Origin of the sequence: Streptomyces sp. NBC_00872 (assembly GCF_045161915.1) — a bacterium.
In the GTDB taxonomy this organism is placed as follows: Bacteria; Actinomycetota; Actinomycetes; order Streptomycetales; family Streptomycetaceae; genus Streptomyces.
This window is the reverse complement of the sequence record NZ_CP108806.1, coordinates 8,260,731-8,280,015: the sequence shown is the minus strand read 5'-3', so window position 1 is coordinate 8,280,015 and position 19,285 is coordinate 8,260,731. Positions and strand designations below refer to the sequence as shown.

At 72.0% G+C, this 19,285-nt stretch carries 6 protein-coding genes; 2 read left to right on the top strand and 4 right to left on the bottom strand.

All coding sequences use genetic code 11. The features are described from left to right. Nucleotide 1 precedes the first annotated feature (1 nt). The 4 genes from OG214_RS35350 to OG214_RS35335 all read right to left on the bottom strand — a co-directional run bounded on the left by OG214_RS35350 (nucleotide 2) and on the right by OG214_RS35335 (nucleotide 4,086). A complete protein-coding gene (locus tag OG214_RS35350) occupies nucleotides 2-1,330 on the bottom strand; it encodes a pyridoxal-phosphate dependent enzyme (RefSeq protein WP_405987064.1) in 1,329 nt (442 codons plus the stop codon). Beyond that, nucleotides 1,327-2,820, bottom strand: coding sequence for a Y4yA family PLP-dependent enzyme (locus OG214_RS35345; RefSeq protein WP_405987700.1), 1,494 nt, complete (start codon nucleotides 2,818-2,820; stop codon nucleotides 1,327-1,329). Before OG214_RS35345 ends, OG214_RS35350 begins: the two co-directional genes overlap by 4 nt. Nucleotides 2,821-3,036: 216 nt before the next feature. Beyond that, entirely contained in the window at nucleotides 3,037-3,333 is a 297-nt protein-coding gene (locus tag OG214_RS35340) for a hypothetical protein (RefSeq protein ID WP_363086293.1), read from the bottom strand. 282 nt (nucleotides 3,334-3,615) lie between these two features. Further along, complete coding sequence (locus OG214_RS35335; RefSeq protein WP_405987063.1) at nucleotides 3,616-4,086, bottom strand: DUF6234 family protein; 471 nt, start codon at nucleotides 4,084-4,086, stop codon at nucleotides 3,616-3,618. An 813-nt stretch (nucleotides 4,087-4,899) separates the two neighbouring features. Between OG214_RS35335 and OG214_RS35330 the strand changes: the two genes are divergently transcribed. Continuing rightward, nucleotides 4,900-9,264, top strand: coding sequence for a non-ribosomal peptide synthetase (locus OG214_RS35330; protein WP_405987062.1), 4,365 nt, complete (start codon nucleotides 4,900-4,902; stop codon nucleotides 9,262-9,264). Beyond that, nucleotides 9,264-19,253 (top strand): AMP-binding protein, encoded by a 9,990-nt coding sequence (locus OG214_RS35325; RefSeq protein ID WP_405987061.1) that lies wholly within the window; start codon nucleotides 9,264-9,266, stop codon nucleotides 19,251-19,253. Before OG214_RS35330 ends, OG214_RS35325 begins: the two co-directional genes overlap by 1 nt. The last annotated feature ends 32 nt before the right edge of the window (nucleotides 19,254-19,285 follow it).

The following is a 19,285-nucleotide window of genomic DNA, read 5'->3' as shown; positions in this document are numbered from 1 at the left end:
GTCACTCCCTGACCAGAGGCGCGCCGGCATCGCGCCAGGCGATGATCCCGCCGTCCAGGCTGCGTGCGTCGGAGTGTCCCATCCGGGTGAGCAGCGCCGCGTACCGCGCGGATCTGTCGCCGACGGGACAGGTCAGCAGGACCGGCTTGCGCCCGCTGAACGGCAGACCGCCCCGGACGAGCTCGGCGAACAGCTCGTCGGTGATGTTGACCGCGCCCTCGATATGGAGCGCGGCATACGCGGACGGGCCGCGCAGATCGATCACCAGGGGCCGCTCGCGCGCGATCCACTCCCGCGCCTCGCGCGCTCCGATGGTCGCGGCGGCCGCGATCTCGGCGGCGGACACATCCAGAAGTGAGTTCTTGCGGGCGGGGAGACCGATCAGTTCGGGACGGCGCTGTTTCACGTAGCTGAGATAGCTCTCGATACGGTCGCAGACGATGAAGACGGCGACCTGGCGCCCGTCGCCGTCGGCCAACGCGGCATCGGCGGACCGCAGTTGGCGCACCGTCCCGAAATAGGCGGCCCCTCCGGTGGGTCCGGCGAGGATGCCGCAGCGGCGGGCCAGGGTGAGCATCCCGTCGATGGCCTCGTCGGCGGTGACCGTCTCCATCGTGTCGTAGGTCGCCGGATCGAAGAGACCGACCTCGTGCACTTCGTCGATGGTGCGGATCCCCGGTATGAAGTCCGACTTGTCCGCGACCAGCCCGACGACCCTGACCCGGGAATCGTGCTCGCGCAGCGCCCTGGCGACACCGGTGGAGGAGCCCGCGGTGCCCACACACGCGATGAACCAGTCCGGTACACGTCCGTCCAGGTCCTTCACGATCTCCGGGCCGGTTCCGAGAGCGTGTGCCTCGGTGTTACGGGCGTTGAAGTACTGGTCCGTGTGCAGATAGGCGCTGTCGGGGTCGGAGAGTGCGCGGTGGAAGAGCGTCAGCGGGTCCTCGGTGTCGGTCGGGTCGAGACATTCGCTCCGTCCGGGCAGTTCCTCGATCTCGGCGCCCAGCAGAAGCAGCAGATCCTTGATCTCCGGGATCCGCATGCGGTTGGTGACACTCTTGAACGACAGTCCGTGCATCCCGGCGATCACCGACAGCGCCTTCGCCGTGTTCCCGCTCGACAGTTCCACGAGCTGACTGCCTCGCTCCACGGCGGTGGCGAGGCCGGGGCGTGCCATGTTCCACGCGGCCCGGTCCTTGACCGAACCGAAGGGATTGAGCATCTCCAGTTTGGCGTAGAGGTCGATGTGCCGCAGGCCGTGCACCTCCGGATCGATGCGTACCAGCGGGGTGTTGCCGATGACCTGGGTGATGCTGTCGTACCTCATGCCCTGCCCTCCTGGCACAGCGTCGGCCAGTACTGCTCGTCGAGACTCCATCGCCAGTCGCCGTCGCCGTCCCGCCACGCGGCCACTTTCCGTCCGACGGGGAGGTGCTGTGCCCGGCTGGCCTGGAAGTCCATGCAGTAACCGGCGGTGTTCACAAAGCCCAGCAGATCGCCGGGGCTCGGGAGGCGAGGCAGGAAGACCATCCTGCGCGAGATCAGATCGGCTTCCAGACAGAGGCCGCCCGCAAGATAGACCCCCACCGCGTCGCCGCCGCTGTCGGTCACGCGGCCCCCGTCACGCCCGATGACAACAGGGTCCATGACGATTCCATGGTCCTCAAGACCTATGTCGTCGGCCTTGGCGGCCAGGCGTACGAGGGGTTCCCCCGCCTCGGTCCGCCGCACTTCGAGGACCCGGGCGAGGGTCAGCCCGCACTGGTCGGCCAGGGCCCGGCCGGGCTCCGTGTAGAGGTCGTACAGATTCTCCAGGAGCACGGTGGACAGCGTCCGCCCGCCGAACGACGCGGCGGGGGTGGAGAGCAGTCCGTCGAGATAGCGTTCGGCCGCGACGGGACGGTGTCCCGGATAGAGCGCGAGCGACCCGCGCAGGGTGCCCGCCTCGTCGCGCAGGCCGTATCCGTGGCCGCGCCAGGTCATGGCCGGCCGCCGGCCGAGGACCGCCCTGGTGAGTTCGGTCGTGTACCGCTCCCACTGCTCCTGGTGCGCGAGGTAGTTGACGCCGTAGCCGCCCCCGATGTCCACGACGCGCGGTCTCAGACCCCGCTCCCGCAGCGTGTCCATCGCCCTGACGCACCCTTCGAGCGCCACGGCCTTCTCGGCCACACTGGTGGTGTCCAGGTGGAAGCCCACACCGAGGAGTTCGACAGCGTCCGCGTGCCGTTCGACGGCTTCCGCCAGGCCGTCGAGGTCCCCGACCGGGGTGCCGAAGCGGCTTGTCCTGCTCAGCACCCTCACTCCGGGTGCCTTCGCTCCGGATGTCCCGAACGCGGAGAGCCGCAGCAGGATCCGTACCCGGGGCAGTGCGTACGAGCGGACGATCTCCGCCAGGCCGTCCAGTTCCGCGCGTCCGTCGATATGGACGGTCACTCCCGTACGGGCGGCGAGCCACAGGAACTCCGGGCTCTTGGGACCGGTGGCCATGACCCGGTCGGGGGTGAACCCCGCCCCGAGCGCGTGCTGTAACTCGCCCACCGACGCGACATCCACGGCCGTGTCGGTGGCGGCGAGCCGGCGCATCAAGGCGCAGGAACGATTCGCCTTGTGTGCGAACCAGACCTGACCGCCGAGTCGGTGTTTCCGGTACATGGCCTGGAAGCGTTCGGCGTTGTCGGCCATCTGATCGGGGAGCACCACGCCGAGGGGCGACCCGAGCGCGTCGACGAGCGAGCGTGTGAAGTCTTCCGCCTGGAGCAGCGCCGCCAGGCGTGGCTCTGTGTGTGGCTCCAGATACAGAGGCTCCGGGTTGGGCAGAGCACTCACGAGTCCCCTCCTCGTACGGGCGTATCGGCCCGCCGTCCTCTTTACAAGCGACATTCATTTCCCTTTTCGGGAGCCGTTACGCGCCGCGCCGGCGAGGAAGACCGGGAGAGTCCGGCGGGCGCGGGGGCCGTACGCGCGGAGCGAGCCGCTCCGCGCGTACGGGGAGCGGCTCGCCTCGGATCGTGGGCAGGTTCCCCGGGCCTGGGCTCAGTGGTCGTCCCAGTGCCCGTTGTGGCCGGCGTGCCGGTGGCCGTCGTGGACATAGTCCACATGCCCGTCGTGCGGCACGGCTACATGCCCGCAGCCCTCACCGTGGCGGTGCGGGTGCTCGCCGTGAGCGGTGTGTCCGGCGTGCTCGCACTCGTCCACATGGTCCGCGTGGACGCGATGCAGATGGCCGTCGTGCTCGTAGTCGACATGGCTCTCGTGCGGCACGGCGACATGCCCGCAGCCCTCTCCGTGGTGGTGCGGGTGGTCGGTATGAGGAGCGTGTGCGGTGGTCATGGCTCCTTGCCTTTCTCCCAGGGGCCCCGATACGGGCCACGCGGTCCTGGTGTTCCGGGCCAGTGGCTCAATGGCCAGTGGCTCAATACTGCTCTCCCGGGCGCGGTCCCGCAGTTCCCCTCACCCGCGGATCACCGTCCGTACACAGGAGCACAGCCGGCACGGCCCCGCCACCCGCCCCGAGCCCAGCCGCCGGAACACCGGCTCCGGCGCCGTGGCCCCGGGGACGGGCCATCTCGAATGGCCTAGCGGAGCGCGCTCCCGTCCGGGACGCGGTATCCGTCACTGGGCCGGGCGAGTGGGATCCACCGGGGCGCACGGTCCGGCCCACGCCGGACACGGCGGCGAAGCCGGATGAGCACGCTCGTACGAGCCAGGCCACGTCGCGACCGTGACGATCAAGGCCAACGCCGCGAGCAGCAACTGGACCGACCCCGCGTACGGATGCGCCGTGCGAAGGAAGACCACGGCGATCACCAGCACGGCCAGCGTGAATCCACCGAACCAGAGCGTCGGCACCCAGTCCATCGGCGGTGGCTCGGTGCGCACCTTGGAGTTCATGTACTCGCTCGACCGTCCCCAGCCACGCAGCATCAGCGCCAGGCCCAGCAGCAACGCGACGGGGATCTCCAGAAGCAGCACCAGCAGACTGAGGCAGCCGCCCTCGAACCCGTCGCCCCGGGTGTCCGAGCGATGCGGGAGCCGCCCGTCCTGCGGCAGACGGGGCGCGGAGGGACGGGGAGTCAGGGCCATGGCCGTACATTCGTACGGAACTCCGCGATCCGGGCCGGCGTTCCCCGAACCGAGATCAAGCCGTGCCGCTTCCGGGAGGAATCGGAACGGATGGCGTCCCGCATTTCCATGACGCCGCGCACGACACGGCTCCGGGGTGAGGCGTCCGGCCCCGGACAGCGGAGAGTTGCCGTCGGTGAACCGTCGAGACAGGTCACGCAAGGGCCGCGCCGCTCGGACATCACCCCGCGTGTCCACCCAACTGCCATGCGCCGAGCCGCCATTGACAGCGTTGAAGAGTTGTCCAATCATCATCAACAGCGTGAAGCGGAATGACGCGAGGGACACGAGTGAACCAACTCGTGTACCGAGCGAAGCGGTTGGTCGAGGGGCGGCGGTTCGCGGCCGGTGCGCCCCGATGTGCGGTACACGGACCGGCCACCGGGGTCGGTCCACCCGTGCGGCGTGGCGAGAGGAGCTAGCTGAGACCGTCGGCCCCGTGACGGGCCGGACGCCAGACGGAAGATCATCCCCCCCTCGCACCGACCTCGGACAGTTCCCCGAGCATCCGCGCCGATTCCCCGTACCGGTGGGCGGCGCATCCCGGCGTGACAACGATGTCCGCTCCGCCGTGTCCCGGAGGCGTACGTTCTCCGCGCCCCTCCGTATCCCCCACCCCCGCATCCCCCACCCCCGTCTCCACCGTCCCCCCACACTCCCGCCCGTCCTCAGGACTTCCCAGGACGACGGCGCCCCACTGTGATCCCCAACTCCGTACTGAGCCTCCCCCAGGGGAAAGGGCTGGTCTTGTCGGCGATACGCGGTTCCCAGAGCATGACCACCACACCGCCTCGCGCGGTACCGGTACCGACCACGGACGGACCGCCGGCGGACGGCCCGCCGACGGGGAGCGGAACGCCCCCGCCGCTGTCGTGGGCGCAGCAGCGACTCTGGGTACTGGCCCAGATGGACGGCGCCAGTGCGGCGTACAACGAGCCGATGGGCTTCCGTCTGCGGGGTCCGCTGGACCGCGCCGCACTGGACCGCGCGCTCGACACGCTGGTCGCCCGGCACGAGACGCTGCGCACCCGGCTGGTGTCCGCGCGAGGTGAGCCGTACCAGCGGATCGATCCGCCGGACACCGGCTTCGCCCTCGCGGTGGAGGATCTGACCGGATGCCGGGACACCGACGCGCGCCTCGCCGTCCGGCAGCGTGAGGAGTCCTTCACGCCGTTCGACATGAGCCGGGGCCCGCTGGCGCGCGGCAGGCTGCTCGTCCTGGGCCCGGACCATCACATCCTGCTGCTGACGGTGCATCACATCGTCTTCGACGGCCGGTCCAGGGACATCATGCTCCGGGATCTCGGCGCCCTCTACACCGCCTTCCAGCAGCGGAGGGAGGCCGATCTTCCCTCGCTGACCTGGCAGTACTCCGACTACAGCCGCTGGCAGCGGCAGTGGATGTCCGGTGACGAGCCCGCCGGGCAGGCCGCGTACTGGACGGCGAATCTGGCCGGCGCCCCGCCACTGCTGGAGCTGCCGACCGACCGGCCGCGACCGGCCGAACAGGACTACAGCGGCGGCCGGGTGCGGCTCTCCCTCGACGCCGAACTCACCGCCGCGCTGAAGACCCTCGCCCGCCGGCACCGCGTCACCCTGTACTCCACCATTCTGACCGGCTGGTCCGTGGTGCTGTCCCGGCTGTCGGGCCAGTCGGACATCGTTGTCGGAGTCCCTACGGCGAACCGGGCGCGCGGCGACGTCTCAGGGCTGATGGGCTTCTTCGTCAACAGCCTGGCGGTGCGCACCGATCTGTCGGGCTCACCGACGGGGACCGAACTGCTGGGTCGGGTGCGTACCGCCCTCCGGGGCGCCCTCAACCATGTCGACCTGCCGTTCGAGCGTGTGGTGGAACTGGTCGCTCCACCGCGCAGCACCGCCCACACCCCGCTGTTCCAGACCATGTTCGCCTGGGTTCCGCCGCTCAGAGGGCGGCTGGATCTGCCGGAGGTCGAGGTGGAACCGCTCGTCGTGCCGCACGCGCCGGCCAAGTTCGATCTGGCGCTGGCGCTGCTGGAGGAGGACGGCCGTGTGGTGGGCGATCTGGACTACGCCACCGCCCTGTTCGACCACGGTACGGTCGAGCGCTACGCGGGCTGTCTGACGCGGGTGCTGTCGCAGATGGCCGAGCGGCCCGACCGTGAGGTCGCGGATCTCACGCTGATGGACGCGCGGGAGCAGCGGGAGCTGCTGGCGAACTGGAGCGGTGTCGGGCGGAGCGCGCGACGGCCCATCTCCCGGCCCGAGGGCCGGGAAGAGGGCTCGGGCGAGGGATGGGGCGCGAGCCTGGACAACGGTCTGGGCGACGGTCTGGGCGATGGTCTGGGCGATGGTCTGGGCGATGGTCTGGGCGAAAGCTCCGAAGAGACGCCGGAAGAGGGACCGGGCGAGGGACCGGGTGAGGCACTGATCGAGCGTTTCGAGGCCCAGGTCCGCGCCCGTCCCGCCGGCCCCGCTCTCGTCTGCGGCGAGGAACGGCTCGACTACGCGGCGCTGGAGCGGCGCGCCAACCGTCTGGCGCACGCCTTGATCGCCCGGGGAGCCGGTCCCGACCAGGTGGTGGGCCTGCACACCACCCGGTCGACGGCACTGGTGGTCGGCGTTCTCGGCATCCTCAAGTCCGGTGCCGCCTATCTGCCGCTCGATCCCGGTCAGCCTGCCGAGCGACTGGCCGCCATGGTGGAGGACGCCGTACCGGCCCTGGTGCTGAGCGACGCCGGCGTACCGCCCGGAGGCTGGGAGGATCTGGCGGCGGTCGAGGCGGAGGGAGCGCGCGACGACGCCCCGGGGATCGCGGTCCTTCCCTCGCATCTCGCCTATGTCATCTACACCTCCGGCTCGACGGGCCGGCCCAAGGGGGTGGCGGTGACACACGCGAGCGTCATCAATCTCTTCGACGACTGGCTGGCCCGGTTCGGGGCGGCCCCCGGCGAGCCGGCGTCGTTCTGGTCGAGCATCGGCTTCGACGCCTCGGTGCACGAGATACTCATGCCTCTCACCACCGGCGCCGTGCTGCACATGGTCCCCGACGAGCTGCGCGGCGACCCTGAGGCGCTGATGGGCTGGATGCGGGAGCACCGGATCACCCAGGCGTTCCTGCCCCCGTCCTATGTCCGATGGATCGACGAGGATCCGGGCGCCCGTCTGGCCGGACTGGCGCTGCGTCAGTTGCTGACGGGTGTGGAATCGCTTCCCGAGTCGGCGCTGTACCGGATGCGACAGGCCCTGCCCGGACTGCGTATCCGCTACGGCTACGGTCCGACCGAGACCACGCTCTACACCACGGCCTACGACGATCCGGGGCCCCATGACCGGCAGTGCCCGATCGGCCGCCCGCTGGCCAACACCCGTCTGTATCTGCTGGACGAGCGGCTGCGGCCCGTACCGGTCGGAGTGGCGGGCGAGGTCTTCGTCGGTGGCGCGAGTCTGGCCCGCGGCTATCTGCACCGGCCGGATCTGACGGGCGAACGGTTTCTGCCCGACCCCTTCGTGCCGGGCGAGTACGTCTACCGCACCGGTGATGTGGCCCGCTGGCTGCCGGACGGCAACGCCGAGTACGTCGGCCGCCGCGACGACCAGCTCAAACTGCGGGGCTTCCGGATCGAGCCGGGCGAGGTCGAGGCGGCCCTGCTGGCGCTGCCGGGTGTACGGGAGGCCGCCGTGGTGGCCGACCGCGAAGGCGCGGGCGAACCGCGTCTGGTGGCGGGGATCAGCTGGGACGACTCGGTCGCCGAGTCCATCGGATCCGCCGAGTCCGTCGGGTCAGCCGCGACGGCCACGACGGCCGCGTCCGCCAGGTCGCCGCACGAGTGGCGCGTGGCACTGTCGAGGCGGCTGCCCGACTACATGATCCCCGCGGTCTTCGTCGAACTCCCGCGTCTGCCCCTGAGCCGGAGCGGGAAGCTGGACCGCGCGGCGCTGCTGGAGCTGGCCCGGTCCGCGCAGCCCGCGCACCAGGTCAACACGGCCAGTCCGCGCGACCATGTCGAGATGGCGCTCTACCGGATCTGGCGGCGGCTGCTGCTCCACCCCGGTATCGGCGTCTCGGACAACTTCTTCGACCTCGGCGGCACCTCGATATCCGCGATCAAGATGGCCCACGCCGTCCGCGAGGAGTTCGGCGAGACCCTCCCGATACGGGACGTCATGGTGCATCCGACCATCGAGGCCCTGGCCGAACGGCTCAGGAAGGGTGCGTCGGGACAGCCGGACGGCGATCCGGGCCTGATCGAGTTCCGGGAGGGGGACGGCCGGCAGCGCGTCGTCTGCGTCCATCCGGCGGGCGGCACCGCCTTCTGCTATCTCTCCCTGACCGCCGCGCTGCCCGAGTCCATCGGCGTCCAGGGCATCCAGTCGCCCGGCATCAACGCCGGGGAGACTCCGCTGCCGACGATCGAGGCCATGGCGCGGGAGTATCTGAAGGCCGTCGATCCACGGCCCGACGAGTCACTGGTCGTGTGCGGGCTCTCGTACGGCGGTCTGATCGCCCATGAGATGGGGCGCCTTCTGACGCTCGCCGGGCACACCCGGGTCTCTGTCGTCCTGCTCGACACCTACGGGACGGAGGACCCCACGCGGCGGGCGGCGATCGGGCCGGTCGAGGCATCCGAGTTCCGCGAGAAGCTGGTCAGGTTCAACGGGATGTACCCGGGCATCGAGGACGACCAGATCGACCGGTACTTCCGTATCTACAACCACAACCGGATGACGGCCCGTGAGTACGAGGTCCCGGAGTCGCCTGCCCGGCTGGTGTTCGTACAGGCCACCGAGGACGGCGAGGACGGGTCCGCGGTCGCCTCCTTCTGGGAACGGCGGGCCGGCGGCGGTCTTGTGGTCGAGCCGGTCGGCTGCGGCCACTGGGACCTGCTGGAGAGCGACGAGGTACCACGGGTGGCGGAGCTGATCGCGGGCGAACTGGCCCGGATGCCGGACCCCGCCCCCGCCCCCGCCCCTCTCACGGCCGTCGCCACCCGGCCGGGCGGCGACGGCCGATGTGACGCGGCGCCCCCGGGCGACGGACAGCCTGACGCGGCGCCTCCGGCCACCGGAGAGCCCGACGTCGTACCGCCCGGCGCCGTGACGCGGCCGGTCCGTCCGAGCGCCGCGCAGTCGGCCCCGTCCGCCGCTCAGGAGGCATGATGCGTTCCGGAACAACCGGCCTCCCCTCCACTCCCTGCGCCGCTCCCCCGGCCCGGGGCCTGGCACACGCGGTGCGTGAACAGGCGCTGCGCACCCCGGACGCCCCCGCGCTGATGGACGGCGAACGGCGGCTCGACTACGCCGCCCTCGACGCCGCCGGCGCCACGGTCGCCCACGCGCTGCGCCGTGACGGTGTACGGCCGGGCGACGCGGTCGCGGTCGCTCTGCCGCGCTCCTGGCAGCTGGTCTGCGCCATGCTCGGCATCCTGCGGCTGGGCGCCCGGGTCGTACCGCTCGACGCCCAGAGCCCGCCCGAGCGGCTGCGTCATATCCTGGCCGACTCGGGCAGCGTGGCGGTGATCCACGGCGGCCCCGGCCCCGACGACGGCGGGGCGGTGCCTGACGATGACCTCGGCGCAGTGCCGGACGGCGACGGCGGGATGACGCCCGTCGGTGACAGCGGGACGGCGTCGCACTCCGGGGCGGTGCCTGACGGTCTGCCCGAGGGTGTACGGCCGCTGCCGGTGGACGCGCTGCTCGCGGCCGGACCGGGTGAACAGAGCGCCCACGAGCCGCCGTTCACCGGCGCCCCGGTCTCCTTCCTCTTCTACACATCGGGCACCACGGGCCGTCCCAAGGGCGTCGAGGTACGGGACGCGGGCATCCTGCGGCTGGCCCGGCCCGGCTATGTCCGGCTGGCGGAGGGCGCCCGTTTCGCCTGTCTGTCCAACCCCGCGTTCGACGCGCTGAGCTTCGAGGTCTGGGTGCCGCTGCTGACCGGCGGCTGCTGTGTGATCCTCGACGACGAGACCGTCCAGGCGCCGCACTCACTGGCCGAGGCACTGCTGCGGCTGCGCATCGACACGATGTTCGTCACGGCGGCGCTGTTCAACGCGGTGGTCCAGACCGTGCCGGACTGTTTCGCCGGGGTCGGCCAGGTCCTGGTCGGCGGCGAGCGACTCAACGCCCGTCTGATCAGCCGCTGGTACCGCCACAACGCGTCGAGTCCGACCCAGCTCCACAACGCGTACGGTCCGACGGAGACGACCACCTTCGCCGTGTCCCACCCCATCCCCCGTGACTTCGACGGGAGCGCCGTGCCGATCGGACGGGCGCTGCCGGACACCGGGACCCTGCTGGTCGTGCCCGGCACCACCCGTACGGCCGGGCCCGGCGAGGTGGCCGAACTGCTGCTGTCCGGCGACGGGCTCGCGGCCGGCTACCGCGATCTGCCCGAGGAGACCGAGCGCCGTTTCGTCCGGCTCCCCTGGTACGACGGCGGCCGGCGGATCCACTACCGGACCGGTGATCTCGTACGCGCGGACGCCGACGGCCTCATCGAGTACCTGGGCCGGGCGGACCGCCAGGTGAAGGTCCGGGGTTTCCGTATCGAGCCCGGTGAGCTGGAACAGCGGATCATGGCGCATCCGGCGGTGCGGCAGGCGTATGTGTGCGCACGCCGCGACGGCGAGCACGGGCCGAACGAGCTGCTGGCCCATGTGGTGCTCGGGGACGAGCTGTCCTTCGACGAGTTCGAACGCCATCTCGCAGCCGGGCTGCCCTCCTATATGCGGCCTCATCACATCCATCTCGTCGACGCGCTCCCGCGCAACGCCAACGGCAAGGTCGACGAGGCCGCCCTGCTGCGTCTCGGCGCACGGCCCTGGCGGCGCCCGGACGAGGAGCGGACGGCGGGCGAGGGGGAGACAGCGCTCACCCGCGGGCAGAGCGAGGTGCTCGCCCTGGCCGAAGAGATCCTCGGCATATCCGGACTCCGGCTCCGCGACCGCTGGATCGCTGTCGGCGGCGACTCGCTCAAGGCGCTGCGGCTGCGCTTCGAGGTGCGGCGCCGCTGGGGCTGCGAACTGCCGCAGTCGCTCGTCCTCCACGGGGACTTCGCCGGGATGGGCGACGCCATCGACCGGGCGGGGACCTCCGGCGACTCGCCCTATCCGGTGCCCGCCGCCCCTTCGGGAGCGCGTCGCGCACCGGCCACCAGCGAGCAGCAGCGCCTGTGGCTGCTGCAACAGCGCACACCGCGCTCCACGGCGTACAACGTGGGACTCGCCTTCCGCCTGGAGGGCGCCGTGGACGCCGGGGCGCTGCGGCACGCGCTGCGACGGCTGGTGGAGCGTCATCCGGCGCTGCGTACCGCGTTCGAGGCGGCGCCCGAGGGGCTGCTCCAGGTGGTGGGCGAGCCGTACGACCCCTGGACCGAGCCGGACCCGGAGTCCGTCGGCGACGAGACCGGCGGGCGGGCCTTCGCCGACCGGTTCTTCGCCCAGGGCTTCGATCTGGCGCGGCCCCGGATGCTGAGGGCGAGCCTGCTGACGCGGGACGGCGGCGGAGTCCTGCTGCTGCTTCTGCACCACATCGCGGTCGACGGCTGGTCGGTCAACATCCTCCTGCGGGATCTGTCGGAGGAGTACGCGAAGGCTCTCCGGGACGCGGAGGCACCGGCGGGGGCGGGGTACGCGGGTACGCGGACACCGGCCGGGCCGGAACCCGCAGCCGCTCCCTCTGCCACCCCGCTCGACTACGCCGTCTGGCAGAGCGACTGGTTCTCCCGGCCCGCCTATCTCACCCAGCTCGACGAACTGCGCGCGCACTATGCCGGGACTGCCGGAGCGGCGCAGCCACTGCCGCCGGCCGGCTCCGGGCCCTTCTCCGAGGGAGGACTGCCGGGGGTGCGGCTCGCGGAGGGGCGGCTTCCGGAGGGGCGGCTGCTGCACACCTCGCTCGACGCCGCCCAGCGCGCCACCGTCGACCGGCTCTGCGCCGAGCTGGATCTGACCCGCTTTCAGCTGCTGCTCGCGGTCTTCGCCTGGAGCCTGTACGGAGTGACCGGGCTGACGCGTCCACGCGTGGCGGGACCCGTGGCCAACCGGCCGGTGGAGGAGTTCGGCGCCGGCGTCGGCATGTTCGCCAACACCGTCCTGCTGCCGCTGGCCGTCGCACCGCACGAGGATCTGCGCGCGCAGTCGCTGCGTCTGGGCGCCGGTGCTCGGGAGGTGCTGGAGCGGCAGGACGTGGCACTGGCCCATGTGCTGGCCGACCGGGAGACGGGCGCGGGCGCCGGCACTCGTCCAGACACAGACACAGACACAGGCGCAGGCGCAGACACAGGCGCAGACACTCGTACAGGCGTGGGCGCAGGCGTGGGCGTGGGCGGAGGCCCGGGTACGACTCCGTTCGACTTCCTGTTTGTCCTGGAGAACACCGACTTCAGCGCGCTGGCACTGCCCGGCTGCGCCTCCCGTCCTCTGTGGTGGGCGCCCGCCGAGGCCAAGTGCCCGCTGACGCTCTCCGTGATCGAGCACGCGGACGGCTTCGACTGTCTGTGGGAGTACGCCGACGACCGCTTCGACGCCACCGAGGCCGAGGCGATGTCCGGTCTGTTCCTGCGGGGTCTTGATCTGCTCGCGGGCGGAGGTACGGCGACCCCCGCCGAGCTCGCGGCCTCCTACCGGAGCACTCTGCCCGACCACGGCCGGGGCGCGGCGGCCGATCCCGTCTGGACGACCGTGGCCGACGGCTTCGCCCGGCAGGTCGCGCTGACGCCGGACGCGCCGGCCCTGATGACCGACGACGGCGCGGTCAGTTACGCCCGGCTCGACGCGTACGCGGCCGCCCTCGCCGCCGAACTGCGGGCGGGGCATCCGCTGCCGGAGAAGCACGACAGCCCGTGTGCCGTCGCGCTGTACTTCGAGCCCTCGGCCGAGCATGTCGTGTCGCTCCTGGCACTGGCCCGGCTCAATCTGACCGTCGTACCGCTGGACCCGTCCTATCCGCCCGCCCTGCTGCGTCAGATCCTGGAGCAGGTGGAGCCGCTCTGTGTGCTGCTGCCGCCGGGCGGCACGGCGGCGTTCGACACCGTCGATCCGGGCGGCGTCGTACGCCACACCGTCGCCCTGCCGGAAATCGGTAGAACGGCCGACGGACCGGCGGACGGACCGGGCGACAGTGGACCGGCCGGACCCGCCGACGGACCGCCCGTACCGCCGCACCACGGCGCCCGTCCGCTCTACACCCTGTTCACCTCCGGCTCCACCGGCACTCCCAAGGGCGTGCGGGTCTCGGACCGTACGCTGTGCAATCTGCTCCAGTGGCAGACGGAGTCGGGCGGTCTGGGGGCACCCGCCGCCACCCAGCAGTTCTCCATGCTCTCCTTCGACGTCTCCTTCCAGGAGATCTTCGGCACGCTGTGCGGCGGCGGCTGTCTGCATCTCGTGCGGCCCGGCTGGCGCCAGGACGCCCCGGCCCTGCTGGAGCGGCTCGAATCGGCGGGCATCGAGCGGGTCTTCATGCCGTACGTGGCACTCCAGCTCCTCGCCGAGCACGCCGTCCATCTGGGGAGATACCCCTCGCGGCTGCGCGAGGTGGTGACCGCCGGCGAGCAGCTCGTGTGCACCGACGCCATCCGCCGCTGGTTCACGGGCATGCCGGGAGCCCGGCTCTTCAACCACTACGGCCCGACCGAGACGCATGTGGTGAGCGCCCTCTGTCTCGAAGGCGACCCGGCGCGCTGGCCGGAGCGCCCGGCCATCGGCCGGCCCGTCGCCGGTGCGGTGCTCCGGGTGGTGGACGAGGCGGACGAGGCCGTGCCGCCGGGGCGCACCGGCGAGCTGCTGATCGGCGGGACGATGGCCGCCCGCTGCTATCTGGGCGACCCGGCGCTCAACGACACGCGCTTCGTCGAGCTGCCCGGTCTCGGGCTGTTCTACCGCAGCGGCGACCGGGCGTGCTTCGACCGCGAGGGTCTGCTGCACTACACGGGCCGGGACGACCAGCAGATCAAGCTGAGCGGGCACCGGCTGGAGCTGGGGCAGGTCGAGGCGGCCCTGCTGCGGCATCCGGAGATCGTCAACGCCGTGGTCGTCCATGACGGCGACAAGTTGGCGGCCTGCGTCCAGTTCCGCGGGGAGACACCGGCGGACACACCGACGGCCGAGACGCTCATGGCCCATCTGGCACCCCTGCTGCCTCCGTATGTACGGATCGGCCGCTTCCGGCGGCTGACGGCGCTGCCGCTGACCCCCAGCGGCAAGCTGGACCGCAAGGCGGCCCTGCGGGCACCGGGTGAGGAACTGCGCCGGAGTCCCCGTGTGCTGCCCGCGCTCTCCGCGCAGGAGGCCCGGCTGTCCGAGGCGTTCGAGGCGGTGACCGGCTCACCCATCGGTCCGGACCAGACCTTCTTCGAGGCCGGGGCGTCGAGCCTGGGACTGATGCGCTTCCACTTGCGCTGCACCGCCGAACTGGGTCTGCGCTTCACCGTCGCCGACCTGTTCGAGCATGTCACGGTACGGGCGCTGGCCCGCTTCCTGGACGGACCCGACGGGCGGACACCCGTGGCGGAGGGCGGTACGGACGGACCCGCCGTGAACGGGCGAGGCACGGACCGCGCCACGGGAAGCCGGCGCGACACGGGAAGGCGGCGCGACACGGGAAGGCGGCGCGACATGTCTCGTGCCGCCTCGGCCGACGAGCCGATCGCCGTCATCGGCATGGCGGTACGGCTGCCCGGCGCCTCCGGGCTGTCCGCGTTCTGGGAGATGGTGAAGGCGGGCGAACGCGGCATCGAGCACTTCGACGCCCCCGACGGCGTCGTCGGGGCGCGCAGCCAGATGGACGGGCTGCTGGCGTTCGACCCGGACCACTTCGGCATCAGCCGGCAGGAGGCCCGGCTGATGGACCCCCAGCAACGGCATCTGCTGATGAGCTGTTCCGACGCGCTGGCGCACGCCGGGATCGGCGACCCGTCCCGAGTGCGCGTCGGGCTCATCGCCGGGGCCGGTGAGAACACCTACTTCCAGGCCATGCTGCGCGAGGGGGACCCCGCTCATCTGCCCGACGGCTTCCGGCTGGCCCTCCACCACGAGAAGGACTTCCTCGCGACCAAGGCGGCCTACCATCTCGGACTGACGGGCCCCGCCTTCACCGCGCAGGCGGCGTGCGCGAGTTCGCTGGTCGCCGTGCATCTCGCCGCCGCGCTGCTGCGCCAGGGCGACGCCGACGTGATGCTGGCGGGCGGCGTCCTGGTCGACACGGAGCTGACCGACGGCTACCGCTACCGCCCGCAGCACATCTTCTCCGTGGACGGGCACTGCCGGCCCTTCAGCGACGACGCGAGCGGCACCATCGGGGCCAGCGGTGTCGGTGTGGTGGTGCTCAAGCCGCTGGACCGGGCGCGGCGCGACGGCGACACCGTCTACTCGGTGATCACCGGCTCGGCCGTCAACAACGACGGCTCCACGAAACTCGGTTACAGCGCGCCCTCGCTCCCCGGCCAGCGGGAGGTGATCCGCTCCGCCCTGCGGCGCGCCGGCCGGAGCGGCGCCGACCTCGGCTATGTCGAGGCGCACGGCACCGGCACCCGGCTGGGTGACCCGGTCGAGGTGGGCGCGCTGCGCCAGGCGTTCGGGGTGGCGGAATCCGGCCGTACCGCCCTGACCTCGGTGAAGAGCCAGATAGGGCATCTCGGCGCGGCGGCGGGCGTGGTCGGACTGGTCCGTGCCGTCCTCTCCGTCCACCACGGCCTCATCCCGCCCCACGCGGATTTCCGTGCCTTCAATCCGCAGATCGGACCGGACCCGGCGCCGTTCTACATTCCGGCGAGGGCCCGGCCCTGGCCCGCCGGCCGGGACCGGGTGGCCGCCGTGAGCAGCTTCGGTATCGGCGGCACCAACGCGCATGTGGTCCTTGAGGCGGAAGGACCGGGCACGGATCGGGGCGGGTCCGCCGGGCCGACGGCCGCCGCGGTGCCCTGTCTGATGCTCTCGAACAGCAGCGAGGCGGGTCTGCGGGCGGACGCCACGCGTATCGCCGACTATCTGACGGGCCGTCCCGAGGAGTACGGGAAGGTGCTGCGCCATCTCCAGGCGGGCCGTCCGGCGCGTCGCCACAGGATCGCGGCGGTCTGCCGGGACGCGGGCGCCGCCGTGGAGTGGCTGCGGAGCGACTGGACGTCGTACGACACGGCGGCGTACGGCACAGCGGCTCACGACGCAGCGGCTTACGACGCGGCGGCTTACGACACAGGCCCGTACGAGGGGTCGTCGGAAGCAGGGCCGACGGCGCCGGACACGGCGCCGGTCGCCGCATCGCTCCGGGCGCCGGTCCTCGCATCGCTCCTGGCGCCGGAACGGTCGGCGGAGGATCTGGCCGCCGCGTGGCTGACCCGCCGGACGATCGACTGGCCGACGGGCCCCGCCCAGGCTCCCTGGGACTTCCCGGCGCCCGCCTTCGACCTGGCGGAGTACGACTTCGTACGCGCGACGGGGGTGACGGCGAGCACCGCTCCGGCGGAGGTGGAGGGAGCGCGGCGGCTCCCCGAGGCCGACTGGCTGCACCAGCCTCACTGGGTACGTCTGCGCCACGCCGCCCCGGGGGCCGGACCCGCGTCGCGTGTGCCGCGTCTGCTGGTGATGATGACGGACCGTCCGGCGGAGCCGCCCGCCGTCCACGCCTTCGAGGCGGTCTACGACCGGGTCGTACGCGTCAACGCCGCCGACGGCTTCGCCCGGCGGGGCGACGATGTCTTCGAGGTCGATCCGGCCGACCCCGTATCGCTGGGTCTTCTGCTCGACGCGCTGACGGAAGCGGGTCCGCGCGAAGGGGCGGAGACCCGGGCCGGGGCGCAGGCAAGGTCCGGGGCGCAGGCGGGGTCGGGGGCGTGGGACATCGACTGGTTGCACGCGCTGCCGCTGGCCGTCGAAGGACCGGTCGGGCCCGGCTCGGTGGCCCGCGCCCGCTGGGCGTGCCTGGACACGACGGCCGCGCTGGTGCGGGCGGTGACCGACAGTTCGGGGAGAGCGAGGGTGCGGCCCTGGTGGGTGTCGTACGGGGCCAGACCTGTCGACGGTCCCGTACAGCGGCCGGAGCTGGGTCTGCTGGCGGGGGTCAGCGAAGTGGCCCCGCAGGAAGGCCCGGTGGACGGCCACTGGCTGGACCTCCCCGGCGCCGGTCTCGTCGACTGGGCACCGGCGGTGGCGGCTCTGACGGCCGCCAGCGACACCACCGGTCCCGCGGCGGGGCTGCCGAGACATCTCGCGCTGCGGCAGGGGTTCTGGTGGGAGCGGATCGTCACGCCGGTGTCCTCCGCCGGTGCCTCCTCCCCGTTGGCGCCGCCCACCGGGGACGGAGTCCATCTGGTGCTGGGCGGTACGGGCGGTATCGGCTCGGCTGCCGCGGCCTGGCTGCTGGAGCGGACCGACGGCCGGGTGCTGCTGCTGTCCAGACGGGCCCGGCTCCCGAAGGAGCTCGCGCCCTGGGCCGACCGGATAGAACTGATCGAGGCCGATCTGGCCGGGTCGCCCCCCGACGAGGTCATGTCCCTGATCGCCGGGCGGACTTCGCGGCTCGACAGCGTGGTGCACGCGGCCGGTGTGGCGGCGGGCGCTCTGATAGCCGGGCGTGACGCCCTCGGGATACGGGAGGCCACGGCGGCCAAGCTGGGAGGCGCGCTGCTGGTCGAGCGGCTGATCGAGCGGTACCGGCCGACGGCCGCGGTCTACTGTTCGTCGATGTCGGCGCTGTTCGGCGGTGTCGGACAGTTCGACTACGCGGCCGCCAACGGCCTGCTCGACGGCTTCGCCCACCACCGGTCCGCCGACACCGGGACCACCGTACGGATCGGTATCGACTGGGACGTATGGCGCGAGTCCGGTATGGCGGTGCGCGCGCTGCGGACGGACGCCCGTCACCAGGCGCATCTCGCGGTGGGGCTGACCGTGGACGAGGGCAAGCGGCTGTTCGGCCGAGCCCTCGGACTCCGGTTGCCGCAGCTCCTCGTCTCGACCACCGCCCTGGACGAGTCCCGCGCCTTCTACTCCGGGTCCGCCCCGGTCCGGACGTCCACGTCCGTGCCCGCACCCGCGCCCGCATCCGCATCCGCATCCGCATCCGCATCCGCAACGGTGCCCGGCGGAGCTGTGGTGTCGCGGACCGCCGCCACGGGCACGGCGGCCGAGCGCCTCACCGACTGGCTCCGCGCGTGGCTCGGCGTGGACCGTCTCGACCCGGACGTCCCGCTGTACGACCTGGGCGCCGACTCGCTGACGATGCTTGATCTGATCAGCGAGGTCAAACGGCACTTCGACATCGAACTCGAACTGTCGTGGCTCAGCCACCGGGTGAGTCTCACCGAGATCCTGACCCGGCTCGGCGCGACACCCCCCGCCGGGTCGGCACAGGCCGGAGCGACGGCGGCCGGAGCGGCGGCGGAGGGCCACATACCGCTGGAGATCTGGCAGGAAGGCACCGGGCACGACGTTCTGTGCCTGGTGCATCCGGTCGGCGGCGACATCCAGTCGTACCGGTCACTGGTGTCCGCGCTCGACCCGCGACTGACCGTCTGTCTCATCGCCGACCCCGGGCTGCGGACACCGGGACCGCTGCCCTGGACGCTCGCCGAGCGGGCCCGGCGCTACCACACCGCCCTGCGCGCCCGCTTCCCCGACGGGATCTGGCACCGGCAACTGGCCGGGTGGTCCTTCGGTGCCTGGGTGGCCATGGAGATGGCCGCGCAGGCGGAGTCGGCGGGCCGGCCCGCGGACGCGCTCCATCTGCTCGACCCGCCGCCGCCCGGTGCCGGGGCGCTCTTCGAGACGTACGACGAGAGCCAGTTCGAGGCGGTGTTCGCCAACGAACTCGGCCACAGCGGGCAGGCGTCGGCCGGTGAACCGGCGCGGGCCTACGCGGAACGGCTCGCCCGGTGCTGCCGGGCCAATCTGCGCGGCATGACCGTCCACCGGGTACGACCGCTGGCCGCCACCCCCAGCCATCTCTGGCTGGCGGAACAGCCGGTGACGGGTCTGCCGGCGCTGGGATCACCGGACGAGCAGTGGGCGCTGTGGCGTCCCCACCTCCCGGAACCGAGCGTCTGGCACCGGCTCGACACCACGCATTACGGAATCGTCCGACCGCCCCATGTGCACGCGGTGGCCACGGCGATCAACACGGTGTCGCGGCCCGTCGCCGGTCCCCGCTGACCCGTAGGCGCCACCGGCCCACGGGCCGTGGC